Below are 26,593 nucleotides of genomic sequence, written 5' to 3' on the forward strand. Positions count from 1 at the left end.
GCGGCCGGGCATGTCGAGCCCGCGAATCCCCCGACACAACCGCGCCCGAGGGAAGCGACATTCGATGCCGGATGCCGGACACGGCCGCCAAATCCCGCCCCGCCCTCGCCGTCGGTGATGCGATTGAAGCCCCGGCCACCCCCGCGCCCGTGCTGCTGCGAAAGCACTCGCCGACAGACGGACGGATGCGGTGCCGCCGGTGGAGCCGATCGGTGGCGAGGGCGGGCCGGTGTCGGGCGCCGCTAGGCGGGGCTGCAGGTCACCTGCGGGGAGGTGCCGCCTCCGGTCGCGATGAAGCCGAAGACCTCCCTGGTCTGGCCGGAGTCGACGGCGCCGTTCCAGCCGACGTCCGAAGCGGTCACCGAGGAGCCCAAGGTGGTCAGGTCGGCGTTCCAGTGGCTCGAGATCGACTGGTCGCCGGGCCAGGTCCAGGTCAGGTCCCATCCCTCCAGGGCCCCGCCGTCGGCGGTGACGCTGACGTTGCCCTGCCAGCCCGAGTCCCAGTCGTTCACGACCTCGATGCTCGCGGTGCACTCGTCCTCGACCGGGTCCGTGGTCGGCTCGGTCGTCGGTTCCGTCGGCTCGGTCGTCGGTTCCGTCGTTGGCTCTGTCGGCTCGTCGGGGTCGATGCGCGAGATGTTCCCGAACCTGCCGTCCAGGACGTAGATCTCGAGGTCGGGTCCTTGGATGAAGGAGAAGGTGCCGCCGCTGGGAATGTCGATGAGGTTGGTCTCGGTGACTTCGCCGTCCTGGATTTCGAGCGCCCTGATGTCGCCTTCGCAGTAGTCGCTGAACAGGTAGGCGCCCTGGAGTTCCGGGATGGCCTCACCGCGGTAGGCGTATCCGCCGGTGATCGCGCAGCGGGCGCCGTCGTTGTCGTATTCGAAGACCGGCGGGGTGTGGTCGGCCGGTTCCTCGCCGGAGAACGGCAGGGTGCCCTCCATTCGCGACCAGCCGTAGTTCTGTCCGCCGACTCCGGCCGGGGCGAGGTTGACCTCCTCGCGCAGGTTCTGGCCGACGTCGGCGATCCACAGCTCGTCGGTGGCGGCGTCGAAGGAGAACCGCCACGGGTTGCGCAGTCCGTAGGCCCAGATCTCGTCCAGGGCGTCGGGGTCGCCTACGAAGGGGTTGTCCGACGGGACGGCGTAGGGCGTGCCGCCGGAGGGATCGATGCGCAGGATCTTGCCGAGACGGGAGTCCAGGCTCTGGCCGTTGTCCTGCGGGTCGCCGCTGCTTCCGCCGTCGCCGAGTCCGATGTACATCATGCCGTCCGGGCCGAACAGGATGTTGCCGCCGTTGTGGTTCGAGAACGGCTGCTCGTGGGCGAACACGACGCGGCGGGTGTCGGTCCGCACCTGCCCGTCGTCGACCGCGAACTCCTCGATGCTGGTGTCGCCGTCGAGGTCGGTGTAGGAGATGTAGAAGTGCTCGAAGCCCGGGTCGAAGGCGAGGCCCAGCAGTCCGCCCTCGCCTTCGATGGAGACCTCGTCGCTGATGTCCAGCACGGGCGATCCCAGACCCTGGTCGTCCAGCACGCGCACCGTCCCGGCCCGCTCGGCGATCCAGAGCGCGTCGTCGGGTCCGACGGTGCCGGCGGTCGGGGAGTCCGCCGTCGCCACCTGGGTCAGCGTCAGCTCGACCTCTTCGAGCGCGGCGGGCGCGTTCGGTTCGTCGGCGAAGACGGTGGGCGCCAGCGAGGCCAGTGCCACGGCCGCCCCGGTCGCGCCAGCTAGGGCCAGGAGTCGGGTGCGCTTGATGCTTCGAGCCATATAGGAACAATAGGGATCGACGGTAATCGATGTCAAGCGCGGCCTGTCTTCATGCGGTCTCGTCCAGAGCGCGGCGACCGGTCACGACCAGCAGCAGGTCTTTGGCGGGCAGGCGGTGCGGCTCGCCCTCGCCGAATTCGCAGTCGGCGTCGGTGGCCACCAGGCTCCTGCCGCCCAGGTCCACGCCGAAGTAGTCGAAGTTCCGCGACCGGCCCGAGCCGATGACCAGGGCGATCCGGTCGGCCGGCGGACCGGGCAGGCCCGCGGGCTCGGTGATGTCCAGCCCGTGGATGAGGTCGTGCGAGAGCGCGCCGGCCTGGCCGCCTCCGGGGGGCCGCCACGGGTGGCGGATGTTGGCCCGGTAGAGGTCTATCAGCTCTTGGTCGCTCATCGCCTTCGCGGCCGCGCGGGCGTCCCGGTCGGCGAACCGGTCGAACCGGAACCGCGCCCGCAGCATCCCGCCGAGGAAGGCCGGGCCCGAGAGCCGGAACGGCATGGTGATGTGGGCGAGGACTTCTCGGGCCCGCCAGCCCTCGCACAGCGAGTCGGACGCCCACTGGGCGGAGTCGAGGGTGTCGAAGACCGACGCGAGTCGCTCGCGCTCGGCCCAGGTGGCCTCGGCCAGTCGGGGATCGGTGGATGCCATGGTTCGATGTCCTTCCGGTTCGGTCGTGTCTCACTGTTGGTACGACCGGCCCGGGCCGAAATCATCGGTCGAGGCTCGCGGGAAGCCCGAATTCTTCGAAGCGCTCGGCCGTGCCGAGGAAGGTGACGATCTGGGCGATGCGGTCGCCGCGCGGCTCGACCAGGATGACCGCGAACGGGCGCAGCCGGCCGGACTCGTCCGGGCGGTACTGGCCGAAGCCCGGGGCGCCGTTGAGCGCGGTCGGCACCAGGCGGTCGCCCGCGCACGCCTCGCTCGAGGTCATCAGCGACGCGATCCGCTCGCCGCCGCGCATCCACCATGCGAACGGCGGCATGGAGGTGGTCGCGTCCTCGCGCAGCAGCGCGGTCATCTCGGCCAGGTCGTGGGTCTGGAACGCGGCCACGTATCGGCGCAGCAGTTCCCGCTGCTCCGGGTCGTCGGGGTCGAGGACGTCGGCCGGTTCGGGCCGGTCGGCCTCGAGGGCGGCGCGGGCCCGCTGGAGGGCGCTGTTGACCGAGGCGACCGTGGTCTCGAGTGCTTCGGCGGTCTCTTTGGCCGAGAACGCGAGGATGTCGCGGAGCACCAGGACGGCGCGCTGGCGCGGGGCCAGCCGCTGGAGCAGGGCGATGAAGGCCAGTCGGACCGACTCCCGCTCCAGCACGACGTCGCCGGGGTCGGCGGTGCCGAACAGCGCCCGATCGGGCATCGGGTCGACCCAGAACTGCGACGGGAGCGGGGCGCCGATGTCGCCGCCGTCGGCGGCCGGTCCCATTTCGACCGGCAGCGCCCGGCGGCGCGCGCCTCGGAGCATGTCGATGCAGATGTTGGTGGCGATGCGGTGGACCCAGGTGGTCAGCCGGGCCCGGGCCGGGTCGTACCGGTCGGCGTTGCGGGCGGCCCTGATGATCGTCTCCTGCACGGCGTCATCGGTGTCGGCGGCCGACCCCAGCAGCCGGTAGCAGTACCGCGTCAGCGGCGCGCGGAGCGCTTCCAGCTCCTCGGTCGGCACCGCCTCGGCGGCCGGTCGCGGTTCGGTCGTCCCTGGGCTCATCGGTGCCCATTGTGCCTCGCGGTGGCCCGGTGGTCGCCCGGACGCGGAAACGGGGCCCGCGCCGGACGCGGGCCCCGTGGTCGGTTCGGTTCACTCCCGCCACTGCTCGGCGAAGGACACGCCCGGCTTCGGGCGGCCGATCAGCGCCAGCGGGATGAAGAAGCCGATCTGCCCCATGACGGTGGTCAGGGCGACGATCTCGCGGGGGCTGTAGTGTTTCGCGGCCTCGTCGAACAGTTCGTCGGGGACTCGTTCCCCGGTCGGGTTCGGCGTGTGGACGGCCTCGGTCAGGGCGAGGGCCGCGCGTTCGGCGTCGGTGAAGTAGGGGGCCTCCCTCCAGGTGGCGACGGCGTCGAGGCGCTCGGCGGTGTCGTCGGCCTCCTTGCGGGCGCGGGCGGTGAAGTAGGTGCTCCCGAGCAGCTGCCCGATGCGGAGCCGCACCAGGCTGACGGTGGTGCCGGGGATCGCGCCGTCGGCGTTCACCTTGGCCAGGGCCGCGGCGATCTCGTTGATCGCCGGGGCGTGCGAGGCGGGGTCGATGAGGCGGGGCGAGTCGGACATGGCGGTGTTCCTCTCTGCGGGGAATCGGGTTCGCAGAGAGGACGGACGTCGGGATTCGAATGTGACCTCCGAGCCACCGACGTGTCGGACCTCACAGTTCAGGTGAGCGAGATGCCCGTGTGCGCCTCGAGCCGCGCGATCAGGTCGGACTGGAAGTCCGGGTCGGAGGCGGCCGGGTGGGACCGGGCGATGCGCCGGTGGTGCCAGTAGCCTCCGGTCCGCGGCGCGACCGCCCCGTCCGGGGCGGTCGCGAGCCATGCCTGCGTGCGGTGGCCCTCTTCGAGGTCGTCGGGCGCACTCGGGCCGCCCATCCGCGTGGGGACCCATCCGGGGTCCACCACGTGCGCGACGGTGTCGGCCCACCGTCGCGCCGCGGCGAACGCCAGCGCGGTCACGCAGAGTTTCGAGTCCTCGTACGCGCCGGGCCGGGCGCTCGTGTCGCCGAAGTCGATCGCGTCCAGGTCGGTCGTCCCGGAGAGGTGGTAGCCGCTGGAGAGGTAGATCAGCCGGCGCGGCCTGGCCATCGACGCGGTGAGGATGTACGGGGCGACCGTGTTGACCGGGAGGGCGTTCCGGCCGCGGAAGACTCCGGCGTTGTGGATCACCGCGTCGAAGCGCCCGAACCGGTCGGCCTGCTCGGCGACCGCGGCCGTCTCGTCCATCAGCAACAGGTCGCCGTAGACGGCCCCATGCATCGGCTCGAGCAGGCTCTGATCGGGAAAGCGGTCGCGGACGCGGGCGTGGACGACCACCCGGTGGCCTTCGGCGGCCATGGCCTGCGCGGCGGCCAGGCCGAGCCCGGTGGACGCGCCGGTGACCAGGACGAGTGCCATTTCCGTTGACTCCTTCCAGATCGGGGCCGGGAACCGACCGTATCGGACAGGGCCGGCCCGCTCAGGCGAAGGCGTCCACGCCGGTGAGCCCGGCGGAGTACGCCCAGAGCCGCGCGGCCTCGGCCTTGTCGATCGCGTGGGGGCGGACGCCCGGGGCGTCCTCTTCCTCGACGACCTCGGCGATGTCGCAGTCCTGGAGGTAGACCCCGCCCATGCCGTCGAGCTTGGGCGAGGTGGCCGCCCAGGTCTGGGTGGCCGCCCCCTGTTCGGGGTTCTTGAACCACTCGGGCAGCACGTTCCCGTCCTCGTCGACCCAGCCGTTATCCTGCATCTCCCGCCTGGTCATGTGGCGCTGGAGCGGGGTGATGATGGCGCCGGGATCCAGCGAGAAGGCCCGCACGCCCGCGCTCTGGCCGAGCCGGTCGAGCTGGACGGTGAAGAGGACGTTGGCGGTCTTGGACTGGGAGTACGCCTTCCAGCGGTCGTAGCCGGTCTCGAAGTGCACGTCGTCCCAGCGGATGGGCGAGCCGCGGTGGCCGCCGGAGGACACCGTGACCACGCGGGACCCGCCTGACAGCAGCGGCCACAGCCGGTTGGTCAGCGCGAAGTGCCCCAGGTGGTTGGTGGCGAACTGGAGCTCCCAACCGAGCCCGACGCGGGTCTCGGGGCAGGCCATGACTCCCGCGTCGTTGATGAGGAAGTCGATGCCCGTGCCGGCGGTGAGGCGCCGGTCGGCGAAGGCCCGCACGCTGTCGAGGTCGGAGAGGTCGAGTTCGTCGGTCTCGACGCCCTTGACGCCTTCGAGCGCGGCCGCGGCGGCCTCGGGCCTGCGGGCGGGTACCAGGACTTCCGCTCCCGCCGCGGCGAGGGCCTTGGTGGTCTCCAGGCCGAGGCCGGAGTAGCCGCCGGTGACGACGGCGAACTTGCCGGTCAGGTCGATGCCGTCGAGGACTTCGGCGGCGGTGGAGTCGTGTCCGAATTCTGAACCGATCTTGCGTTGAGGTGTGGTCATGTCTCGAACCTAGAACTTGGAGTGCACTCCAAGGCAAGTCGCAGGAGGGGTCTATTTCAGACGGGCCTCCCCCGGCGTGTGCCGGGGGAGGCCGACGGGTTCAGTCGCGGCGGCGGGCGGCGGCGGCCAGTTCGGTCAGGAGTTCCTCGGTCCGGTCCCAGCCGATGCAGGCGTCGGTGACGCTCTTGCCGTATTCGAGGGTCTCGAGCGGTCCGGGCTCCTGGCGGCCCTCGGCGAGGAAGCTCTCGACCATCAGGCCGGCGATGCCCTCCTCGCCCGCGGCGATGCGGTCGGCGAGCTCGTGGACGACGGCCGCCTGGCGGACGTGGTCCTTGCCGCTGTTGGCGTGGCTGGCGTCGACTACCAGGCGCTGGGGCATGTCGTACTTGTCGAGCAGGGCGAGCGCGTCGCGCACGGGTTCGGGCCCGTAGTTGGGGCCGCCGCGTCCGCCGCGCAGGATGATGTGGCAGTCGGGGTTGCCGCTGGTCGACACGATCGAGCCGCGGCCGTCCTCGTCGATGCCGAAGAAGACGTGCTCGCCCGCGGCCGCGCGGCAGCCGTCGATGGCCGCCATCACGTCGCCGTCGGAGGAGTTCTTGAAGCCCACCGGCATCGACAGCCCCGAGACGAGCTGGCGGTGGACCTGGCTCTCTGGCGTGCGGGCGCCGATGGCACCCCAGGAGACGGCGTCGGCGATGTACTGGGGGCTGGTCGGCTCCAGGAACTCGCAGGCGACCGGCAGGCCCGCGTCCAGCACCTCGAGCAGGACCCGGCGCGCCAGCCGCAGGCCCAGCTCGACGTCGTGGGTGCCGTTGAGGTGCGGGTCGTTGATCAGGCCCTTCCAGCCGAGGGTCGTGCGGGGCTTCTCGAAGTAGACGCGCATGACCACGCACAGGTCGTCGCTGAGCGGGGCGGCCGCCGCGGCCAGCCGCCGCGCGTAGTCGGCGGCCGCTTCGGGGTCGTGGACCGAGCAGGGGCCGACGATGAGCAGCAGCCGGTCGTCCTCGCCGGTCAGGATGTCGTTGACGGCCCGGCGGCTGTCCCGCACGAGCGCGGCGCGGTCCGGTCCCAGCGGCAGCTCGCCGCGGAGCACGGCCGGGGGCATCAGCGGCTGGAAGCCGCGGACGCGCAGGTCGCCGGTGTGCGGGGCGTTGTCGGTGGACGTTGTCATTGAGCGGGATTCCCTTTTCCTCTGCGGGGCGGGCCCGCTTCCGCTCGTGGTCCCCCACCCGGTGCCGGCCCGCCGTAACGACGAAGGGCAGAGACGGTCGTCTCTGCCCTGCTGGCTCCGGGTGTTCGTCTAGTCAGCGCTGATGACTACCGGCTCCACCCGGAGCCAGCATAAAGCGCTGATACCAACGAACTGCCGTAGACATGCGGAAACCCTAACACGCCCGGCCCGGGCCGATTCCGGTGCGAGGCTCCGGCAGGACTCGCGACTAGATGAGGTCGGTCACTCCTTCGTAGGCGGCCGTCGCGGCGGGCCCGGTGTATTCGTACTGGAGCAGCAGCAGGCCACTCGGCGTGGCCTCGTATTCGACCAGCCGCAGGCCGACGGCGCCTCCCGGGTGTTCGAGCAGCCGTCGCCCCGATCCGACGACGGTCGGGGCGACGGCCAGACGCACCGTGTCGACCAGGCCCGCCGCAAGCAGGGTGTTGCCGAGCCGCGCACTCCCGTGGACCTGGAGTTCCCGGCCGGGGCGCGCTTTGAGGGCGCCGACGCTCTCGATGGGATCAGCACTGAGCACTGCCGTCGGCTCCCAATCGCCTTCGGTGAGGGTGCGGGAGACCACATACTTCGGCAGCGAGTTCATTCGCTCGGTGTACGGGTCGTTGGGGTCTGTGATCTGCGGCCAGTCGCGGGCGAACGCCTCATAGGTGCACCGCCCGAACAGCAAGCCGTCGGCGTGATCGAGCCATTGGGAGGTGCGCTCGACGAAGCGTTCGTCTATATGGGGAACGAGCCAGCCGCCCCGGGTGAATCCGCCGGTGGTGTCCTCGTCCGGGGAACCGGGACCCTGGCTGACTCCGTCGAGGCTCACGAACTGGGTCAGGGCGACTCTCATCGGACGGCCTGCCGTTCGGCCACCTCGGCGAGCTGCGCGATGACCGCCCCCCAGCCGTCGAAGAAGCCGAGATCCTCGTGCTTCTGGCGAGAAGTGGGGTCGCCGTGCCGGACGACGACCCGGTATTCGGTGCCGTCGGCGTGGTCGGCGAGCGCGATTTCGGCGGTCATCGCGACCGGTTCGGGGGCGGCCGGGCGCCAGGCGCCGTCGATCGCGTTGGTGAACACGATCCGCTCCCGCTCGTCTACGACAAGGAAGCTCGCGTCCATATGCGGGACGAATTCGGTGCCGTCCTCGCTCATCCGCGTCACCATCGCACCGCCGGGCCGGACTTCGAGGCGGTCGACGCGGCATCGCATCGGGGCGGGAAGCCACCACTGCGCGAAGCGGTCCGGGTCGGTCCAGGCGTTCCAGACCGCCTCGCGCGGCGCGCGGATGACCCGCTCCAGGGTCAGGTCGAGATCGGGATTCATGGCTGCTGCTCCTTGGGATCGGTGACGAATCGTTCGAGTCGGTCGGTGCGCTGCTCCCAGATCCGGCGCTGCTCGGCGAGCCAGTCGTCGACGACGGCGAGCCGGTCGCGCCGGAGCGCGCAGGTGCGCACCCTGCCGGATTTGGCGGTGCGGATCAGGCCGTTCGCCTCGAGCATCCGCACGTGCTTCATGAAAGACGGAAGGGTCATCGGGAACTCGCGGGCGAGTTCGCCCACGCTCGCCGGGCCGCGGCCGAGACGCCGGATGACGTCGCGGCGGGTCGGGTCGGCGAGGGCCACGAAGACGCCGTCGAGCTCTTCCGAATACTGTGCCATAGGGCTAAGTATCGCGCGACGGAAAACTTAGCGCAAGAGATAAGTGTTCTAAGTCACCGTGCATTCCGGGATCGCTCGCGGCCGGGCCGCCTCAGCGCCCGTAGAGCGGGTTGGCCCCCGGCGGGCGCTCCTCGGCCGCCACCGGTCCCGGGGCGGTGCCGCGGCCGAACGGGGTGCCGCCCAGCTTCTCGCGGCCGTGGTCGGACAGCCAGTTCCTCAGGTCGGGGCCCGCCGGGACCACCTGGGTCGGATTGATGTCCTCGTGCACCACGTAGTAGTGCCGTTTGATCTGGTCGAAGTCGACCGTGTCGCCGAAGCCGGGGGTCTGGAACAGGTCCCGCGCGTAGGCCCACAGGTTCGGCATCTCGGTGAGCTTGTTCCGGTTGCACTTGAAGTGCCCGTGGTAGACCGGGTCGAACCGCACCAGCGTGGTGAACAGGCGCACGTCGGCCTCGGTGATGCTCTCGCCCATCAGGTACCGGCGGTCGGCCAAGCGCTCCTCGAGCCAGTCGAGGGCCTCGAACAGCCGCCGGTAGCCCTTCTCGTAGGCGCGCTGGGAGCCGGCGAACCCGGCCCGGTAGACGCCGTTGTTGACGTCGGTGAAGATCCGCTCGGTCACCGGGAGCATGTCGTCGACCAGCTCGGCCGGGATCAGGTCCGGCGCCCCCTCCCGGTGGTGGGCGGTCCACTGGGTCGACAGGTCGAAGGTCAGCTGCGGGTAGTTGTTGGTGACCACCGCGCCGGAGGGCACGTCCACCAGGGCGGGCACGGTGATGCCCCGCGGGTAGTCGGGGAAGCGCTTGAAGTAGTTCTCCTGGAGCCGCTCGGTGCCCAGCACCGGGTCGCGGCCGTCCTCGGTGAGGTCGAACGTCCAGGAGCGGACGTCGTGCGTCGGCCCCGGGGTGGCCAGCGAGATGGCCTCTTCGAGGCCCAGCAGGCGGCGGACGATGATCGAGCGGTGCGCCCAGGGGCAGGCGCGCGCGGCCACCAGGCGGTACCGGCCCGCCTCGACCGGCCAGGCCCGCGCGCCTTCGGTCAGGCCCGCCGTCCGCGGGTCGCCGATCCTCGAGGACGCCTCGACCGGGGCCGACCGGGCGGCCTCGACGTCGGCCACGACGCGGTCCTCGATGTAGTTGGTGTCTCTGGTGAACTCCTCGCCGGAGACGTACGCGCCCTTGGTGGAGTGCTCGGTCCCGGCCGTCTTCGGGGCCTGGTTCTGTGCCATGGGCCCAGACTACGCAATTTCGTCGTCCGCGGCCCCGTTACCAGCCGGAGAGCGCCGGACGTGCCGATTCCGTACGATGGATTCAGATCCACAACAGAGCCGGAGCCCCCTCATGGCCGATACGCAACCGCCCCAGTATCTTCCCGGACCGCAGCCGCCGCAGGGCCCGACGGCGCGTCCAACTCGGGTCGCGGCCGCGGTCTGGATCCAGTTCGCATTGGCGGGGGTGCTGGCCGCGGCGGGCACAGCCGGGCTCGCCGTGAGCGGGACCGTGCGGGAGGGGACCGCCCGCAGGCTGGAGAACGACTCCGTCATGGGCGATGCCTGGAACGGGTTCTTCGACGCGTTCTTCGGAGCCGCCTTCGTCCTCGAAGGCGTGGCCTGGCTCCTCTGGGCGGCCGCCCACGCCGTGCTGGGAATCCTGAACGGCCGCGGCAGGCAGGCGGTCCGGATCCTCAGCTGGATCCAATCCGGACTCTCGCTCACGTACTGCGGGCTTGGCTCGCTGAGCGGCCAGATCGGCTTCCACTACTCGCTCAACGACAACGGGATGGACCGCTCCGACGAGCTGGCCGACGCCATCGCGCTGAGCACACCGCGCTGGGTGTCCGCGATCGAGTTCGCCGCCCTGATCGTGCTGATCGCGGGTTCGCTGGCCGTCATCCTCCTGCTGGTGGGCGGGGACTCGGACGATTTCTTCCGCAGGCGGTCGCGGCGGTCCCATCCGCAGTTCCGGTACCAGTACCAATACCAGTACATGTACCTGCCGCAGCAGTATCCGGGCCCGTACCCGCACGGCGGTCCGCCGCAGGCCCCGACCGACCCGCGCCGCCCGCCCGGCCGGCAGTGACCGGGCGGGCGGCGGGGCCGTCACTTCGCGGCTTCGGCCGCGTCCTCCGGCGCGGACTCCGCGTCGCGGTGGGGGTGGCGGCGCTCCAGGGCGGCCCCCTCCACGTCGACGTCCGGCAGGATCCGGTCGAGCCACTTCGGCAGCCACCACGCCTTGTCGCCGGCCAGGTGCATCAGCGCCGGGATGATGAGCATGCGCACCAGGAACGCGTCGACGAGCACGCCGAAGGCGAGCGCGAAGCCGATCGGCCGGATCATCGACGAGTGGGAGAACACGAACCCGCCGAAGACCGAGATCATGATGATCGCCGCGGCGGTGACCACGGACCGGCCGGCGCGCATCCCGTGCACGACCGCCTGGCGGGCCGGGACGCCGTGGGCGTAGGCCTCGCGCATGCCCGAGCCGAGGAACAGCATGTAGTCCATCGCCAGCCCGAACAGGATGCCCAGCAGGATGGTCGGCAGGAAGTTCAGGATCGGCCCGGGGCTGTCGACGCCGAAGACGTCGGCCAGCCAGCCCCACTGGTAGATCGCGACGACCCCGCCGAGGGCGGCGAAGTAGCTGAGGATGAACCCGAGGGTGGCGATCACCGGCACGAAGATCGAGCGGAACACCAGGATCAGGATGATCAGCGACAGCCCGACGACCACCGCGAGGTAGAGCGGGAGCGCGTCGGAGAGCTTGTCGGAGATGTCGATGTTGCCGCTGGCCGAGCCGGCGACCCCGATCGAGTCGACTCCGTCGATGTCCAGGCCCCGCAGCGCGTGCACCAGATCCTCGGTGGCCCCGCTGGTCGGCCCCGAATCGGGGACGACCTGGAAGGCGGTCACGGTCCGGTCGTCGGAGGCGCCGACTGGGGCCACGGCGGCGACGTCGTCCTGCGCCGCGAGCTCCTCGGCGATCCGGACCTGCGCGGTCTGGAGCCCGGCCTCGTCGGGTCCGTCCGGCAGGTCGGCCACGACCAGCAGGGTGCCGTTCCGGCCCTCGCCGAACTTGTCGGCGATGGTGGCGTACGCCTGGTACTGGGTCGTGTCGTGGGCCTCTGAGGACCCGTCGGGCAGGTTGAGCCGCATGTCCATGGCCGGGAGCGCGACGGCCAGCAGGGCGCCGACACCGATCAGGACGCGGAGGGCGGCCCGGCCGGTGCCCATGGTCTTGGTCTCCTGCCGCTCCTCGGCGTGGGCGCGGAAGTCGCCGGTCTCGCGCCCGGCGCGCTCGGACTTGCGGAGGACGCGCATGCCTACCAGCGACAGCAGGGCCGGGATGAAGGTGACCGCGACCAGCACCGCGGTGGCGATGCACAGCGCGCCGACCGTGCCCATCAGGCCCAGGAACGGGATGCCGGTGACGTTCAGCGCCACCAGGGCGATGAACACGGTGGCCCCGGCGAAGACGACGGCGTTGCCGGAGGTGCCGGTGGCCAGGGCGATCGACTCGTCGAGGTCGTAGCCCTCCTTGAGCTGGCGGCGGTGCCGGTTGACGATGAACAGCGAGTAGTCGATGCCCACGGCCAGGCCGAGCATGAGGCCGAGGATGGGGGTCACCGAGGCCATGTCGACCACGCCGGACAGCGACATGGTCGTCATGGCGCCGACGCCGACGCCGACGAGGGCGGTCAGCAGGGGCAGTCCCGCGCCGATCAGGGTGCCGAGCATGACGATCAGGGCGACGGCGGCCACGACCAGGCCGATGATCTCGGCGACGCCGAAGAGGCTGGGGAGTTCGCGGACCAGGTCGTTGGAGTAGTCGACCTCGACGCCGTCGATCGGGTGGTCGTCGAAGACGTCGGTCACGGCCTGCATGGTCTCCTCGGTGACCTCCAGCTGCGGCTCGTCGAAGGCGACGGTGACGACCGCGGCGCTGCCGTCCTCGGAGACGGTCCTGATGCCTTCGGCAAGGTCGAGCAGGGTCGCGCCTTCTTCGAGGGAGGCCGATTGGGCTTCGAGTTCGGTCTCCTGGGACTCGAGTTCTTCGAGTCCGGCGTCGATCTCGGCCTGCTGGGCGTCGAGGTCGGCCGAGGCGTCGTCGCCGGCCTGCTGGCGGGCGGCGTCGAGCTGGACCTGGGCGGTATCCAGTTCCTCGCGCGCCGCCTCGATCTCTGCGCGTCCCTGTTCGATCTGGTCGCGGCCGTCCTGGATCTGCTGGGCCTGTTCGGCGCGCTGGGCCTCGGTGGCGAAGGGGTCGACGGCGGTCACGACGCCGTCGGCCTCGCCGGTCTCGGTGACCAGGTCGGCGATCTGGGCCTTCTGGTCGTCGGTGAACGGCTCGTCGTCGGCGGTGCTCAGCACGATGCTGCCGGTGCCGCCCGCGGCGTCGGGCAGTTCGTCCTGGAGGTGCTCGGTCACCCGGTCGGTCTCGGTGCCCGGGATCGAGAACGAGTTCGAGAGCGTCCCGCCGAACAGGACGAATGCCGCCGCGGCGGCCGCGAGCAGCGCGGCCCAGGCGGCCATGACGGTCCAGGCGCGCCGGGCGCACCAGCGCCCGATCCGGTACAGGAGTTCGGCCATGGGTGTCTTCCAATCGTGATGGTTTCCTGGTCGCCGCACGGGCGACGCTGCGGGGCCGCTCGCGGGCGGCTCAGAGGTCGGGTTCTCGGAGGACCGCGGTCAGGCGGGCGACGAGTTCGTCCCAGAGGCGTCGGGACTCGGGTGTGTCGGACTCGCCGCCGGTCTCGTCCATCCACCGGTTGGCCATGACGAGCAGGCCGCCGCCGAAGGCGGCCACCAGCAGGTCGACGCCGAGCGGATCGGCCTCGCGGTGGCGGCGGGCGATCGCGCCGGACATCCGCTCGGTGAACAGGCTGAAGGCCCGCTGCATCAGCACCGCCTCGCGGTCGCCGCGCCGCGGGTCGTCCCTGCCGAGCACTTCGATCAGGTAGGCGACCGTGGGCACCAGGTGGTCGGCCGATGCCGTGGCCGCCAGGTCGTCGAGGACCGTCCCGGCCTCGCGGGAACCGCTGGCGGCCCGTGCCTCCATGCGGTCGACGATCTCGACGAGCATCTGGCCGGCCGCCTCGGTGACGACGTCGTCGAGGGAGGCGAAGTGGTTGAACACGGTGCGGCGGGAGACGTCGGCGGCGGCGGCCAGGTCGTCGACGGTGAAGTCGACGCTGCGGTGCCGCTCCATCAGCTCGGCGGCGGCGTCGAGGATCGCCTGGCGGCTTCTGGCCTTGAGCGCGGCGCGGCGGTCGACGGCCTCGGGTATCGCGTCCATGGTCAATACACTAGATGCAACGATGCACTGAGTGCATCTAATTCGGGGAGTTCGTGTCGATCCCCACAGTCGGTCGAGCCGGCCGAGCGGTGGGGACTGGGACACTGGAGTCACCGAACACGACGACAGGAGCGCGAATGAGCCTTCGCCAAGAGGCCGCCGCGATCGGCGACGACCTGATCGCACTGCGGCGGGAGCTGCACAAGACGCCCGAGATCGGCCTCGACCTGCCCAAGACGCAGGCCGCCGTCCTGGCCGCCCTGGAGGGGCTGCCGCTGGAGATCACCACCGGGGAGCGGCTCTCGTCGGTGACGGCCGTGCTGCGCGGCGGGCGGCCCGGACCGGTCGTGCTGCTGCGCGGGGACATGGATGCGCTGCCGGTCGCCGAGGAGCCCGGCGTCGGCTTCGCCTCCGAGCACGAGGGCACCATGCACGCCTGCGGCCACGACCTGCACACCGCCGGGCTCGTCGGGGCCGCGCGGCTGCTGTGCGCGCGCAGGGACGAGCTGGCCGGGGACGTGGTGTTCATGTTCCAGCCCGGCGAGGAGGGCTTCGACGGCGCCGGACACATGATCGCCGAGGGCGTCCTGGAGGCGGCGGGCCGTCCGGCCGACGCCGCCTACGGGCTCCACGTCGCCTCGGACATGGTGCCGCGCGGCGTGTTCACCACCCGCCCCGGCCCGATGATGGCCGCCTCGGCGGGCCTGTACGTGAAGGTCGTCGGCAAGGGCGGGCACGGCTCGCGGCCCCACACCACGCTGGACCCGGTCCAGGTGGCCGCCGAGATCGTGACCTCGCTCCAGTCCCTGGTCACACGCCGGTTCAGCGCGTTCGAGCCGGTCGTGGTCACCGTCGGCAGCTTCCACGCGGGCACCAAGCGGAACATCATCCCCGACGAGGCGGAGTTCGAGGCGACGGTGCGGACGTTCTCGACCGAGGCGATGGACCGGGTCCGCGAGCTCTCGGTGCGGCTGTGCGAGGACATCGCGAGCGCGCACGGGCTGAAGGCCGAGGCCCGGTTCGAACCGGAGTACCCGGCCACGGTCAACCGGGCCGACGAGGCCGCGTTCGTGGCCGAGACGGTAAAGGACGCGTTCGGGCCCGAGCGGTACACCGAGATGGCCGAGCCGATGATGGGCGCCGAGGACTTCTCGCGGGTCCTGGAGAACGTTCCGGGCAGCTACCTGTTCTACGGGGCGACGGTCATGGACGACCCGGACGCCGCCGCGTCGAACCACTCCCCCAGGGCCGCCTTCGACGACTCCGTCCTGCCCGACGGCGCCGCGCTGCTGGCCGAACTGGCGGTCCGGCGCATGGAGCGCGGCTGACCGGCCGGGCCCGCGCGGCGGCGGGACCCCGGGAGTTGCGCGAGCATGATTCGATGTGGCACAGGCGCATGCGGCGCTCCACCGCACGAAGGGACCCGTGATGCACACCGACACGGCCGGCAACCCGCAGATCATCGCGTTCACCGGGCTGCCCGGCACCGGGAAGTCCACGCTCGCCGAGCGGCTCGCGCGGGAGGCGGCGACCCCGGCGTTCGCCGGGGACTGGCTGATGGGCGCGATCAAGCCGCACGGGGTGTTCCGGGAGATGGACCGGCACACGTACCTGTCGCTCTACTACGGGCTGCTGGAGACGCTGGTGTCGCGGCAGTTGCAACTGGGGCAGTCGGCGATCACCGACTGCCTGATCGACGACCGGATCGCGGAGCGCTGGCGGCGCATGGCCGCCGAGCACTCCGCCGAGCTGCGGGTGGTCGAATGCGTCTGCGGTGACACGAAGCTCCACCGCTCCAGGGTGGAGGGCCGGACCCGGGGCATTCCGGGCTGGCACGAGATCGAGTGGGATCACGTGGAGCGCATGCGCGATGAGTACCCGCCGCTGACCGTGGAGCGGATCGTGGTCGACGCGGCCAACCCGATCGACTCCAACCTCAAACGGATCCACGGCTTCCTCAACTCGTGAGAATCGTGGCCGCGATGTCCGTTCTGTTCAAGACCGGAGGCCCGGTGCGGCCATAGCGTGGACGCATGACACGAATCACCGACACCATGATCGAGCGGTCGGCCGAGTTCGTCTGGCTGACCGGCTCGGCACTCGACCAGCACCGGATGGCGCTGTTCACCGGCGGCGGGAGCCGGCGGTCCGCGCGGGCCGCCCTCGACGCCCACCGCACCGACGACGGCGGCTTCGCCTTCGCCGTCGAACCCGACGTCAAGGGCCCCGATCCGCAGCCGATCTCGGCCATGAGCGCCCTGGAGATCCTCGACGAGATCGACTCGTTCGACCAGCCGACGGCCGCGTCGGTCTGCGACTGGCTCTCGCAGTACACGACCGGTGACGGCGGTGTCCCCGACCTGCTGACGACCATCGAGAGGTACCCCAGGCCCCCGTGGGTCGAGGCGCCCCCGCAGGACCGGGGCGGCCTGCTGACCACGGCCCGCATCACCGGCCTGCTGCACCGGCACGGCGTCGACCACCCGTGGGTCGAGGGCGCGACCGCCTTCTGCCGCGACGCGATCGGCCGGCTCGAGGCCACGCACCCCTACGAGGTGCTCAGCGTCAACGTCTTCCTCGACCACGAACCCGACCGGGACTGGGCGCGCTCGGCCTCGAAGCGGATCGGGGAGCTGGTCCGCGACACCGGCCTGGTCCTGCTGGACCCGGCGAACCCGGAGGGCATCGCGACCCCGCCCGGATACGCCGAACGCGAGTTCACCTTCGCGTGCGACTTCGCCCCGTCCCCCCGGAGCCTGTCGGCCGGGTGGTTCACCGACGCCGAGCTGCGCACCGCCCTCGGCCACCTCGCCTCCGAGCAGCGCGAGGACGGCGGCTGGCCGATCCACTACCGGCTGTGGAACCCGGCGATCGAGCAGCAGGCCCGGCCCGGATTCACCTTGGCGGCGCTGAAGACGCTGCGCGCCTGGGATCAGGCGGTCTGAGGCACCAGCTCGCGCGGGGCCGCGCCCGACCAGCGACGCACCTGGCGCGACAGGTGCGCCTGGTCGGCATAGCCCTGCTCGGCCGCGATCCGGGCCCAGTCGGGCTCGGGCCCCGAGGCCGCCACGGCCCGGCGGAACCGCAGGATCTGCTCCAGGGTCTTGGGCCCGTATCCGGCCGCGGCGAGGACGCGCCGCCGCAGTTGGCGCTCCGAGAACCCCATCTCCCATGCCAGTCGGGCGATCGAGGGCGGCCGGGGGCGGTCGAGCGCCTCGGCCACGGCCACCGCTACCCGGTCGGGACCGTGCCGGCCCAGCCGATCGCTCAGCACACCGGCCAAGAGCTGGGCGACCCGCCACGGGTCGGACTGCGCGGCGGCCAGGTCGACCAGCTCGCGGGCACCGCTCCCCCACAGTCGGTCCAGCTCGACCTGGGAGTCGAGCACGGCCGTCGCTGGAGTCTCCCCGAGCAGCAACCGCGAAGCCCCGGGCCGCAGCCGCACCCCGGCGATGAGGTCGCCCGCCTCGAGCGCGACATCGCGGTACGAGGAGTCGGGACCGGCGACTTCGAGGCGCCCGCGAATCCAGATCAGATCGACGCACCCGTCGGGCACGATCCGGCTTCCGGCCGCCCCGGAGGACGGAACACGACGCACCCACAGGCAGGGCGACCAGTCCCCCAGGCCACCCCGGACCGCCCGCTCCTCGTACGTCGCCCGGACCCCCACGAACCCAAACTAGCGCCGGGCCCCGACATTCAGCGGAAGTCCCGGGAGCCTCGGGTGGGGATCTCCAGTTCCACGGGGGTGAGTTTGTCGGCGATGAGGTTGGGCATAGTGGGCTCGGCGTCGTCGGGGATGTCCTCGGCGTGCTCGACGGTGCCTCTGACGCGGACGACCTTCGCGGTGGCCGCGACGGTGCGCCAGCGTTTCCACAGCCCCTGGGAGCAGATCACGTTGCCGATGCCGGTCTCGTCTTCGACGCTGAGGAAGGTGACCCCCTTGGCGGTCGGGGGCCGCTGGCGGTGGGTCACCACGCCCACGATCTCCACGCGGGTGCCGTTCGGGGTCTCCGGCAGCCGGTCGACCGGTGCGACGCCCTCGGCGGTCATCCGCTCGCGGACGAGTTCGATCGGGTGGGCGGCGGTGGACAGGCCGAGCCCGACGTAGTCGGCGAAGGCCAGTTCGGCCGCGCTCATGCCCGGCAGTGCCGGGGGCGGGGCGCTCGGGCCGGTGCCCGGGAGGACGTCGGGGCGCTCGCGCACCATCCCGGCCGTCCATAGTGCCCTTCTGCGGTCGGGTTCGAGGCTGTCGAGGACTCCGGCGAGCGCCAGGGTCTCCAGGCGTTTCTTGTCGAGCCCGGAGCGGCGGGCCAGGTCGGGCAGGTCGCGGTAGGGGCCGTTCGCGCGGGCGGCGACGATGCGGTCGGCGGCCTCGCCTCCGAGGCCCTTGACGCTGTCGAAGCCGAGCCTGACCGTCGCGGTCGCGTAAACAGGATGCTCGGCGGGCCTGTCGGTGTCGACCAGGGAGGCGACCTGGCCGCTGGCGTTGATCTCCGGGGGCAGGACGGTGATGCCGTGGCGCTGGGCGTCGGCGATCAGCGAGGCGGGGCTGTAGAAGCCCATCGGCTGGCTGGCCAGGAGCCCGGCGTAGAACGCGGCCGGATAGTGGCATTTGAGCCAGGCCGAGGAGTAGACCAGGTGGGCGAAGCTGGCCGCGTGGGACTCGGGGAACCCGAAGTCGGCGAAGGACTTGAGCTGTTCGTAGATCTGGTCGGCGTCGGCGCCGGTGATCTCATTCTCCTCCATGCCCTTGTAGAGGCGTTCCTTCAGCTCCTCCATGCGTTCTTCGGAGCGTTTGGCGCCCATGGCGCGGCGCAGCTTGTCGGCCTCGTCGGCGCAGAACCCGGCCGCCTCGATCGCGATGCGCATCAACTGCTCCTGGAACAGCGGCACGCCATGAGTGTGCTCGAGTATGCCGTGGAGGGCCTCGGGGACCTTGTCGTGCCAGGGTTCTCCCCGGCGGCGGCGCAGGTAGGGGTGGACCGCACCGCCTTGGATCGGGCCGGGGCGGATGAGGGCGACCTCGGCGACCAGGTCGCGGAACGCCCTGGGACGCAGCCGCGGCAGGGTCGACATCTGGGCGCGCGACTCCACTTGGAACACGCCGACGGTGTCGGCGCGGCAGAGCATGTCGTAGACCTCCTCGTCGTCGGGAGGGAGGTGGGCCAGGTCGACGCGCGCGCCGTGTCCGGCGGCGACGAGGTCGACCATGCGGTGCAGGGCCTCGAGCATGCCGAGGCCGAGCAGGTCGAATTTGACCAGTCTGGCGTCGGCGCAGGCCTCCTTGTCCCACTGCACGACGGTGCGGTCGGCCATCCTGGCCCATTCGACCGGGACGATCTCGGCCACCGGCTGATCGGTGAGCACCATTCCGCCGGGATGGATGCCCAGGTGCTGGGGCAGGTCGGCCAGTTCGGCGGCCAGGTTCTGGACCTCGGGGGGAATGCCCTCGGCCTCGTCGGGGTCCAGGCCGCGGTACTGGTGGAGCCGCTTGGACCAGGCCACGGCCTGGTCGTGGCTGTGCCCGAGGGCCTTGGCGGCGTCGCGGATCGCGCTGCGGGGGCGGCGGGTGATGACGTTGGCGACCAGGGCGGCGCGCTCGCGGCCGTACTTGCCGTAGACGTACTGGATGACCTCCTCGCGGCGTCCGGACTCGATGTCGATGTCGATGTCGGGCGGTCCGTCCCGTTCGGCCGAGAGGAAGCGCTCGAACAGCAGCCCGAAGTCGACCGGGTCCACATTGGTGATGCCCAGGGCGTAGCAGACGGCGCTGTTGGCGGCCGACCCCCTTCCCTGGCAGTAGATGTTGTTCTCCTGGCAGTGGTGCACGATGTCGGCGACGATCAGGAAGTAGCCGCTGAACCCGAGGTGCTTGATGACGCGCAGCTCGTGGTCGAGCTGCTTCCATGCCTCCGGGGCCGCCGCGGGCGGGCCGTACCGCTCCTCGGCCCGCTCCCCGACCATCTCGGACAGGTAGGAGAAGTCGGTGTGCCCCAGCGGGATCTGGAAGCGCGGCAGCCGTGGGGACAGGAGCTTGAGGTCGAAGGCGATCTCCTTGGCCAGCGTCGCGGCGTACTCGACCGCCCCGGGGAAGTCGGCGAAGCGCAGCGACATCTCCTCGGCGTCGCGCAGGTGGGCCGCGGCGTTCGCGGGCAGCCACGGGTCGATCTGATCGAGCGTGCGCCTGGCGCGGACGGCCGCGAGCGCGGCCGCGGCCTTGGCGCGGCGCGGGGTGGCGTAGTGGACGTTGCCGGTGGCGACGGTCTGGACGCGGCAGCGGTCGGCGACCGCGGCGAGGGCTTCGATCCGCTCGGTGTCGCCGGGCAGGTCGTGGCAGGTCAGCTCGACGGCGAGGCCGTCACGGCCGAACCATTCGACCAGTTCGCGCAGCCGGTGCTCGGCGGCCTCGGCGCCGCCGGAGTCGAGGGCGGCGCCCAGCGGCCCCTTGCGGCAGCCGGTCAGCGCCGTCCAGTGCCCCATCCTGACGTGTTCGGCCAGGTCGGACATGTCGTAGCGCGGGAGGTCCTTCTCGTCGGAGGCGACGGATTTGGCGCGGGTGACGGTCTTGGACAGGCGGCGGTATCCGATCGGGCCGCGGGTCAGGACCACCAGGTGCTCCCCGGCCGGGTCGGCCTGGCCGCGGCGCGGCGCGGCCATGTCCAGGTTCAGTTCGGCGCCGAAGACCGTGGGCAGGCCGTGCGTCTCGGCGGCCGCGGCGAGTTCGGAGACGCCGTAGAGGCCGTCGTGGTCGGTGACGGCCAGCGCGGTCAGGCCCAGCCGGGCGGCCTCGGCGGCCAGCGCGGCCGGGGAGTCGGCGCCGTCGGCGAAGGAGTAGTGGGAGTGGCAGTGCAGCTCGGCGTAGTCAGTCATACCAGCCGCCCACCTTCCAGCGCCGGTGTTCGAGGTGGAGCAGGGCGGCGCGGCCGTCGGCCAGGTGCACTTGGAGCCGGGCGTAGCGGCGGGCGGCCGTCTCGTCCCACCAGCGCTCGTCGAGCGGCCAGGGCCCGGCCCAGGCGATGATCGGGACCCGTTCGCCGCCGAAGGCGACGAACGCGGGGATCGCCGAGAGGGCGCCGCGGGCGGAGACCTCGAGCGCCTGCCCGGTCGCGTCCTGGACCTCGACGCCTTCGGTTCCGGTCCGGGCCGGGAGGGGATCGGGGAGGCTGCCGGGCCACGGTCCCGAGCGGGGCGGGACGGCTTCGCCTCTCCAGGGGGCGAGGCCGTGCCGCTCGGCCGGGCCGCGGCCGTCGGCGTCGGTGACGGTGAGGACGGCCTCGGGGCCGAGCAGGCCCTGGGTGTGGCGGAGGGCGGCCTCGGCGCGGGTGGTGGCGGCGTCCTTGACCTCCCACAGGCCGCGTCCGGCTTCGATGAGGCCGAGCAGTCCGCTGGGGGCCAGTTCGAGCTCGGCGATGGCGTCCGCTGCGCTCTGCGAATTTACGTCTCCGCAGGCGTCGACGTGGCCGCTCATCCAGCCTTCGAGCTGCCAGCGGACGCGGCGGGCCAGTTCAGCGGATGGGGCGGCCGGGTCGAGCTGCCAGGTGCGCGACCGGGTCAGGCCGCGGACGGTGCGGGCGGTGACGGTGACGCGGGCGCAGGTGAGGTTCCGGTCGGCCAGGCCCTTCAGGAGGCGTTCGGACAGCGGCCTGGCGGCGAAGAGGGCCTGTTCGACGGTCTCGTAGGGTTCTTCGGCCTCGGTGGTGACGGTGAGTTCGGGTTCGGCCTGCCGGGGGGCGAGCGGGCGGGCGAGTTGTCCGGCCGCGATCGCCTGGGCGCGGCGGGCCGAGGCTCCGAAGCGTTCGGCCACGGCCGCCGCGGGCAGGGAGCAGAAGGCGCCGAGGGTGCCGATGCCCAGGTGGCGCAGGGTCTCGCAGTCCTCGGGCTCGATCAGGCCGGTCGCTCGGAGGTCGGCGATGTCACGGGGGGCGAGGAATTCGGCGTCGCGTCCGACCGGGACGATCCGTCCGGAACCGGCGGCGAGGATCGCGGCGAAGAGGCCGTCGGCGACGCCGGTGAGGCAGTCCAGGCCGGTCAGGCCGGTCACGGTGTCGATGAGGCGCTCGCAGAACTCGGCTTCGTCACCGGCCAGGGACCGCAGCGGCATCGCCGCGCAACCGGGCCGCAGCACCTCGACGTAGGGGGTGAGCAGGTCGAGCGCGTCCAGGACCGGCTCGAAGGCCGCTTGGTCCTCGTCTCTCCAGTCCGGCAGCCGAGCCACGACGGTGCGGGTCATGGCCGGTCCCCTCGGCGAAGCTTGCGAGCCGTAAATTGGTCCGGCATGTCGAGGACGTTGTCGGGGCGGCCGCCGTAGGGCCAGATGCGGGCGCGGCGGGTGAGGCCGCTCCTCCAGCGGGCGGCGACGTCGAGTTCGCAGGCGGTCAGCCTCCCGGCCCCGTAGCGGCGCCCGGCGTTGGCGCGGAGCCCCTGCCAGCGGACCTCGGTCACTTCGAGGCGGGCGTCGGCGCCGTTCACCGGGCGGGTCTCCCACCACACGATCGCGGTGCCCGAGCGGCGGCACTTGGCGGCCAGGCGACGGGCCTGGGCGGGGGTGAAGGCCGCGCTGGGCGCGGCCAGGACCGGGATGCCCGAGGCCAGGGCTCCGGCCGCGTCGACGATCCGGGGGCCGGCGGCCTCGACCAGGGCCAGGCGCTCCAGGTCGACTCCGGCGGCGCGGGCGGAGAGGGGGTAGAGCCGCTCCAGGCCGACCACGGCGCACCAGGCGCCTGCTGAGGAGGGCCCGGCCAGCAGCCGCCACAGCAGCGAGGTCGCCCCGATCCGCCCGGCCGTGATCGCAGTCACCGTCGACAGGCCGCTGTAGGGCAGCAGCGCGGAAATGTCGGGGGTGGCGGGCAGGATGTGTCGTGCGGGTGCGAGCACCGGGGCCGGGGCGCGCGGGGCAGGGGCGAGCTCGCCGGCGAGCCGCAGCCCCAGCTCGGCGGCCAGCGCAGCCGGAACGGCACCTTTCGACAACTCGACCCCCGTGAACTATCGAACGTGTGTATTGGTTCAACATACCGAACTGGGGGCGGGCCGCAAGATCAAACGCGTGTTCCATAAATCTCAGGGGCGGCGATCTCGTTTACACCGGGTTTTCGGCCCCGTCCGTACGGTCCGACGCATGAGACGAATCCCGACGATATTGGCCGCGGCGCTCCTGGCGGCCGCCTGCACGGCCGACGCCGACACACCCGACGAGCCCGAAGCGGCCCCGGTCTGCGACCCCGGTCTGGTGTCCGCGCTCAGCGCATGGGCCGAGGCCGGCTACAGCGGCTCGATCGCGCTCACCGACGAGGCTGGGCTCGCCTGCGCGACCGGGTTCGGGGCGGCCGACGCCGAGAGCGGCGAACCGAACACCGCCGCGACGGTCTTCGCGATCGGCTCGGTGAGCAAGGCGTTCACCGCCGCCGCGATCTTCGACCTGGCCGACGCCGGAACCCTGGCCCTCGACGACCGGGCCGGAGACCTCCTGCCGGGACTCGAAGGGCCGGCCGCCGCGGTCACCGTGGAGCAGCTCCTGCTGCACACCGGCGGCCTGGCCGGATCGCACGGGGCCGACCACGAACCGCTCGACCGGGACGAGGCCGTGGAGGCCCTGAGCGGACTGGAGTCGGCGTTCGACCCCGGGACCGACTACCTGTACTCCAACAGCGGCTACACGCTGCTGGCGCTGATCGTCGACGAGCAGTCGGGGAAGGCATACCGCGGCTACCTGGCCGAGGAGATACTCCCTCTCTCAGGCGGCTTCTGGGACGGCGAGCCGGCCGCGCCCGGCCCCCGGGCGATCGGATACGAGGGCGGCGAGCGGGCCGCCTCGACCGGCGACTTCGAAGGGCCGCACTGGGCGCTGGCGGGCAACGGCGACCTGGCCATGACCGCCGGGGACCTGGCGTCCTGGACGTCGGCGCTGTTCGAAGGCGAGATCATCTCCCCGGAGGCGACGGCGCTGCTGACCGAGACCGGATTCGACCACGGCGACGGGTCGACCGAGCTTCCCGGCTGGGTCGCGCTCGACGCCGCGGGCTTCGGCACGCCGGTGTACGCGAGCACCGGCGGGGGCGGCGACACCGGGCACCAAGCGGTGACGGCGTGGCTGCCCGAGAGCGGGCGGTCGATCACGGTGACCTCCAACACCGACGAGATCACGGCCGAAGAGCTGCTGGAGGCGGTGGGACCGGCCCTGGCCTCCGGTGAACCGCTGCCGGTGCCCGAGACTCAGGAAGCCGACCCCGCCGAGTTGCGAGCAGCCGAAGGTGCCTACACCCTCGAGACGGGCGGGACGCTGGCCGTGGCGGCGGAAGCGTCCGCGCTGGCGGTGAGCGCCGAGGGCGCCGACGCGGTCGAGGCTCTGTTCGAGCCGACCGGGGACGTGGTCGACCACGAAGCGGCCGTGGAGTCGCTGCTGAACGGCGAGACCGAGGCCGGGCGCGAAGAACTCGAAGTGCTTGAGGACGACCTCGGCCCGATCGAGGAGATCGAACTCGCGGGCACCGTATTCGAGGAGTCCGAGCTGCGGACTTACGTAAGGCTCACCACCGGGGGCGAGACTAGGCTCGCCTGGTACGCCCTCGACGAGCACGGCCAGATCGCCGGGGTTCTACTCGGGGCCGAGCCGCCCGTCTTTAAGCTGGTACCGGCCGACGACGGCGAGTTCCGGCAGCAGGACCTCAGCGGCGCCGGGCGAGGCGTCCGGGTCCGGTTCGAGGACGGCCTGATGACCGTCACCGGCCCGGGCGGGACCGTCGAGGCCCGCCGGGCGGACTGAATCGGGAGGGCGAGCCGTGCGCATCCTGCTGGTCGAGGACGACCCGGACCTGGCGGCGGTCGTCGCGCTGGGTCTGCGAGGCGAGGCCTACGCGGTGGACCTGGCCGCGACCTTCTCCGAGGCCGAGGAGCTGCTGTGCTCGGGCGACTTCGACGTGGCCTGCATCGACCTCGGGCTGCCGGACGGCGACGGCATGGAACTGGTGCGCCGGCTCGCCGACGATCCGCTCCTGCGCCGCCCGCGCCGGATCCTGGTGCTGACCGCCCGCGACGCGGTGGCCGACCGGGTGGCCGGACTCGACGCCGGAGCCGACGACTACCTGGTCAAGCCCTTCAACTTCCGCGAACTGGCGGCACGCCTCCGCGCCCTGAACCGCCGCGCCGACGACCCCGGGGCGGTCCTGGAGGTCGCGGATCTCCGGCTCGACCTGGCCTCGCACCGGGCCTGGCGCGGGGACCGCGAGCTGCGCCTGACGCCGCGCGAGTTCTCGATGCTGCGGTACTTCATGCATCACCCCGGGCGGACGGTCTCGGCCGAGGACCTGCTCGAACACGTCTGGGACTCCCAGGCCAACCCGTTCACCGCCTCGGTGCGGGTCATTCTGAGCCGCCTGCGCCGCAAGCTCGGCGAGCCGCCGCCGATCACGACGATCGCCGGGGTCGGCTACCAACTGGAGGAGGAATCGTGATGCGGTCGCTGCGCGCACGGCTGACGGTGCTGGGCACCCTCGCCATCTACCTCCCGGTGCTGCTGGTCTTCGCGGTCTCCTCCATTTCCGAGCGCGAAGTGGTCGACATCGGACCGGACGGCACCGGAAGGTCGGTCACCGAGACCTCGATCGAGCCGTCGATGTGGACGCTCATCGCGGTGATCGCGCTGGCCCCGGAGGCGGCGGCACTGGCCTGGTGGTGGTCGGGCCGGGCCGTCCGGCCGTTCGAACGGGTCCGGAAGGCCGCCGAGCGCATCGAGGCCTCCGATTTGAGCCTGCGCATCGGCTTGCGGCGCGGCACGACCGAAGCGGTGGCGCTGGCGGCGGCCTTCGACGGCATGCTGGACCGCCTGGAGCAGTCGGCTCAGGTCCAACGCCAATTGGTCGAAGAGGCCAGCCACGAACTGAGAACTCCCTTGGCGGTGCTGGTGACCGGCTCGGATGTGCTCCTAGACCACCCCGAACCGGACCTGGAGATGTACAGAGAGGGCCTGGAACGCACCAGGAACGCCGCAGAGCGCATGAGAGCGACGATCGACGAGTTGCTGGTGGACGCGAGAGGTCGAGCCCGAACAATAGACCGCCGCCCGACCGACCTCGTGACACTGGCAAGGGCCTTGGTCGACGACCTCTCGACTCTGGCCGAATCCGAACAGGTCGAACTGGCACTCCACGAGGCCGGACCGGTCGAATGCTCGGTGGACGAACCCACCGTGCGGCGGGCGGTGGCGAACCTGGTCGACAACGCGATCAAGCACGCCCCGGAACACTCCCGAGTCGACATAGCAGTTCGGTCCTCCGCGGACGAGGCGGTGATCACCGTGACCGACGGAGGCCCGGGCATCCCGGCCGAAGACCAACCCCACGTCTTCGACCGCTTCTGGCGAGGAGACGGAACCCCTGGCACCGGCCTGGGCCTCCCGATAGCCCGCCAGATAGCGCAAGCCCACGGAGGCGAACTGACCCTCACCTCCCCCACCCCGACAGGCGAAGGCACCCGGTTCCGCCTGAGTCTCCCCCGGACTTGACACAGCCGAAGGGCACGGTTGAATCGCCCCGGCTGTGATAGAGGGTTGATTACGTGGTGA

The 26,593-nt window shown here is 71.6% G+C and carries 24 protein-coding genes and 1 pseudogene; 7 read left to right on the plus strand and 18 right to left on the minus strand.

Translation table 11 applies throughout. The annotated features are described in order from the left end of the window. Positions 1-242 precede the first annotated feature (242 nt). The 12 genes and pseudogenes from JFB92_RS27085 to JFB92_RS22585 form a co-directional block, all read right to left on the minus strand. A complete protein-coding gene (locus JFB92_RS27085; protein ID WP_372451681.1) occupies positions 243-638 on the minus strand; it encodes a cellulose binding domain-containing protein in 396 nt (131 codons plus the stop codon). Then, positions 621-1,769 (minus strand): annotated as a pseudogene (locus tag JFB92_RS22535) (PQQ-dependent sugar dehydrogenase); the annotation flags it as partial. The gene JFB92_RS27085 and the pseudogene JFB92_RS22535, both read right to left, overlap by 18 nt. 49 nt (positions 1,770-1,818) lie before the next feature. Further along, positions 1,819-2,415, minus strand: a complete 597-nt coding sequence (locus JFB92_RS22540; protein ID WP_199043877.1) for a maleylpyruvate isomerase family mycothiol-dependent enzyme — start codon at positions 2,413-2,415, stop codon at positions 1,819-1,821. 61 nt (positions 2,416-2,476) lie between these two features. Beyond that, a complete protein-coding gene (locus JFB92_RS22545; protein ID WP_199043878.1) occupies positions 2,477-3,466 on the minus strand; it encodes an RNA polymerase subunit sigma-70 in 990 nt (329 codons plus the stop codon). 90 nt (positions 3,467-3,556) lie between these two features. Beyond that, entirely contained in the window at positions 3,557-4,027 is a 471-nt protein-coding gene (locus JFB92_RS22550) for a carboxymuconolactone decarboxylase family protein (protein ID WP_199043880.1), read from the minus strand. 98 nt (positions 4,028-4,125) lie between these two features. Continuing rightward, complete coding sequence (locus JFB92_RS22555; RefSeq protein ID WP_199043882.1) at positions 4,126-4,860, minus strand: SDR family NAD(P)-dependent oxidoreductase; 735 nt, start codon at positions 4,858-4,860, stop codon at positions 4,126-4,128. Positions 4,861-4,921: 61 nt separating this feature from the next. Next, positions 4,922-5,872: an SDR family NAD(P)-dependent oxidoreductase gene (locus JFB92_RS22560; RefSeq protein ID WP_199043884.1), complete on the minus strand. Its 951-nt coding sequence runs from the start codon at positions 5,870-5,872 to the stop codon at positions 4,922-4,924. Positions 5,873-5,972: 100 nt separating this feature from the next. Beyond that, positions 5,973-7,043: a 3-deoxy-7-phosphoheptulonate synthase gene (locus JFB92_RS22565; RefSeq protein WP_199043885.1), complete on the minus strand. Its 1,071-nt coding sequence runs from the start codon at positions 7,041-7,043 to the stop codon at positions 5,973-5,975. Between the two features lie 268 nt (positions 7,044-7,311). Then, positions 7,312-7,938: a dihydrofolate reductase family protein gene (locus JFB92_RS22570; RefSeq protein ID WP_199043886.1), complete on the minus strand. Its 627-nt coding sequence runs from the start codon at positions 7,936-7,938 to the stop codon at positions 7,312-7,314. Next, positions 7,935-8,411: an SRPBCC domain-containing protein gene (locus JFB92_RS22575; RefSeq protein ID WP_199043887.1), complete on the minus strand. Its 477-nt coding sequence runs from the start codon at positions 8,409-8,411 to the stop codon at positions 7,935-7,937. The genes JFB92_RS22570 and JFB92_RS22575 overlap by 4 nt, the downstream gene beginning before the upstream one ends. Then, positions 8,408-8,746: an ArsR/SmtB family transcription factor gene (locus JFB92_RS22580; protein ID WP_199043888.1), complete on the minus strand. Its 339-nt coding sequence runs from the start codon at positions 8,744-8,746 to the stop codon at positions 8,408-8,410. Before JFB92_RS22580 ends, JFB92_RS22575 begins: the two co-directional genes overlap by 4 nt. 91 nt (positions 8,747-8,837) lie before the next feature. Then, positions 8,838-9,971 (minus strand): glutathione S-transferase family protein, encoded by a 1,134-nt coding sequence (locus tag JFB92_RS22585; protein ID WP_199043889.1) that lies wholly within the window; start codon positions 9,969-9,971, stop codon positions 8,838-8,840. Between the two features lie 112 nt (positions 9,972-10,083). On the opposite strand from JFB92_RS22585, the gene JFB92_RS22590 reads away from it, so the two are divergent. After that, entirely contained in the window at positions 10,084-10,821 is a 738-nt protein-coding gene (locus tag JFB92_RS22590) for a hypothetical protein (RefSeq protein ID WP_199043890.1), read from the plus strand. A gap of 20 nt (positions 10,822-10,841) precedes the next feature. On the opposite strand, the gene JFB92_RS22595 is transcribed toward JFB92_RS22590, so the two are convergent. Beyond that, positions 10,842-13,328 (minus strand): MMPL family transporter, encoded by a 2,487-nt coding sequence (locus JFB92_RS22595; RefSeq protein WP_199043892.1) that lies wholly within the window; start codon positions 13,326-13,328, stop codon positions 10,842-10,844. Between the two features lie 70 nt (positions 13,329-13,398). Continuing rightward, a complete protein-coding gene (locus JFB92_RS22600; RefSeq protein WP_199043894.1) occupies positions 13,399-14,034 on the minus strand; it encodes a TetR/AcrR family transcriptional regulator in 636 nt (211 codons plus the stop codon). A gap of 137 nt (positions 14,035-14,171) precedes the next feature. Here JFB92_RS22600 and JFB92_RS22605 point away from each other — a divergent pair, with 137 nt between their 5' ends. The 3 genes from JFB92_RS22605 to JFB92_RS22615 all read left to right on the plus strand — a co-directional run bounded on the left by JFB92_RS22605 (position 14,172) and on the right by JFB92_RS22615 (position 16,979). Then, positions 14,172-15,362, plus strand: a complete 1,191-nt coding sequence (locus JFB92_RS22605) for a M20 metallopeptidase family protein (protein WP_199043896.1) — start codon at positions 14,172-14,174, stop codon at positions 15,360-15,362. 100 nt (positions 15,363-15,462) lie between these two features. Continuing rightward, a complete protein-coding gene (locus tag JFB92_RS22610) occupies positions 15,463-16,002 on the plus strand; it encodes a P-loop nucleotide/nucleoside kinase family protein (RefSeq protein WP_199043898.1) in 540 nt (179 codons plus the stop codon). 65 nt (positions 16,003-16,067) lie between these two features. Continuing rightward, the gene (locus JFB92_RS22615; protein WP_199043900.1) at positions 16,068-16,979 is read left to right on the plus strand and encodes a hypothetical protein; all 912 of its coding nucleotides are present in this window, start codon (positions 16,068-16,070) and stop codon (positions 16,977-16,979) included. On the opposite strand, the gene JFB92_RS26735 is transcribed toward JFB92_RS22615, so the two are convergent. The 4 genes from JFB92_RS26735 to imuA' are packed head-to-tail and all read right to left on the minus strand — an operon-like array spanning position 16,967 to position 23,004. After that, complete coding sequence (locus tag JFB92_RS26735; RefSeq protein ID WP_307789256.1) at positions 16,967-17,704, minus strand: helix-turn-helix domain-containing protein; 738 nt, start codon at positions 17,702-17,704, stop codon at positions 16,967-16,969. The two genes, JFB92_RS22615 and JFB92_RS26735, sit on opposite strands and share 13 nt — an antisense overlap. A gap of 29 nt (positions 17,705-17,733) precedes the next feature. Next, entirely contained in the window at positions 17,734-20,907 is a 3,174-nt protein-coding gene (locus tag JFB92_RS22625) for an error-prone DNA polymerase (RefSeq protein WP_199043902.1), read from the minus strand. Then, positions 20,900-22,267 carry a DNA polymerase Y family protein gene (locus JFB92_RS22630; protein WP_199043904.1) on the minus strand — a complete coding sequence of 456 codons (1,368 nt, stop codon included), beginning with the start codon at positions 22,265-22,267 and terminating at the stop codon, positions 20,900-20,902. The genes JFB92_RS22625 and JFB92_RS22630 overlap by 8 nt, the downstream gene beginning before the upstream one ends. Then, positions 22,264-23,004: a DnaE2-dependent mutagenesis accessory factor ImuA' gene (imuA', locus tag JFB92_RS22635; RefSeq protein ID WP_199043906.1), complete on the minus strand. Its 741-nt coding sequence runs from the start codon at positions 23,002-23,004 to the stop codon at positions 22,264-22,266. The genes JFB92_RS22630 and imuA' overlap by 4 nt, the downstream gene beginning before the upstream one ends. A 148-nt stretch (positions 23,005-23,152) precedes the next feature. Here imuA' and JFB92_RS22640 point away from each other — a divergent pair, with 148 nt between their 5' ends. From JFB92_RS22640 to JFB92_RS22650, 3 genes are read left to right on the plus strand one after another with little or no spacing between them, the layout of a single operon-like run. Further along, positions 23,153-24,796, plus strand: coding sequence for a serine hydrolase domain-containing protein (locus JFB92_RS22640; RefSeq protein WP_199043908.1), 1,644 nt, complete (start codon positions 23,153-23,155; stop codon positions 24,794-24,796). Positions 24,797-24,812: 16 nt separating this feature from the next. Then, positions 24,813-25,484 carry a response regulator transcription factor gene (locus JFB92_RS22645; protein WP_199043914.1) on the plus strand — a complete coding sequence of 224 codons (672 nt, stop codon included), beginning with the start codon at positions 24,813-24,815 and terminating at the stop codon, positions 25,482-25,484. After that, positions 25,484-26,533: a sensor histidine kinase gene (locus JFB92_RS22650; RefSeq protein ID WP_199043916.1), complete on the plus strand. Its 1,050-nt coding sequence runs from the start codon at positions 25,484-25,486 to the stop codon at positions 26,531-26,533. The genes JFB92_RS22645 and JFB92_RS22650 overlap by 1 nt, the downstream gene beginning before the upstream one ends. The last annotated feature ends 60 nt before the right edge of the window (positions 26,534-26,593 follow it).

Source organism: Glycomyces salinus (assembly GCF_016428645.1).
Lineage (GTDB): Bacteria > Actinomycetota > Actinomycetes > Mycobacteriales > Micromonosporaceae > Glycomyces > Glycomyces salinus.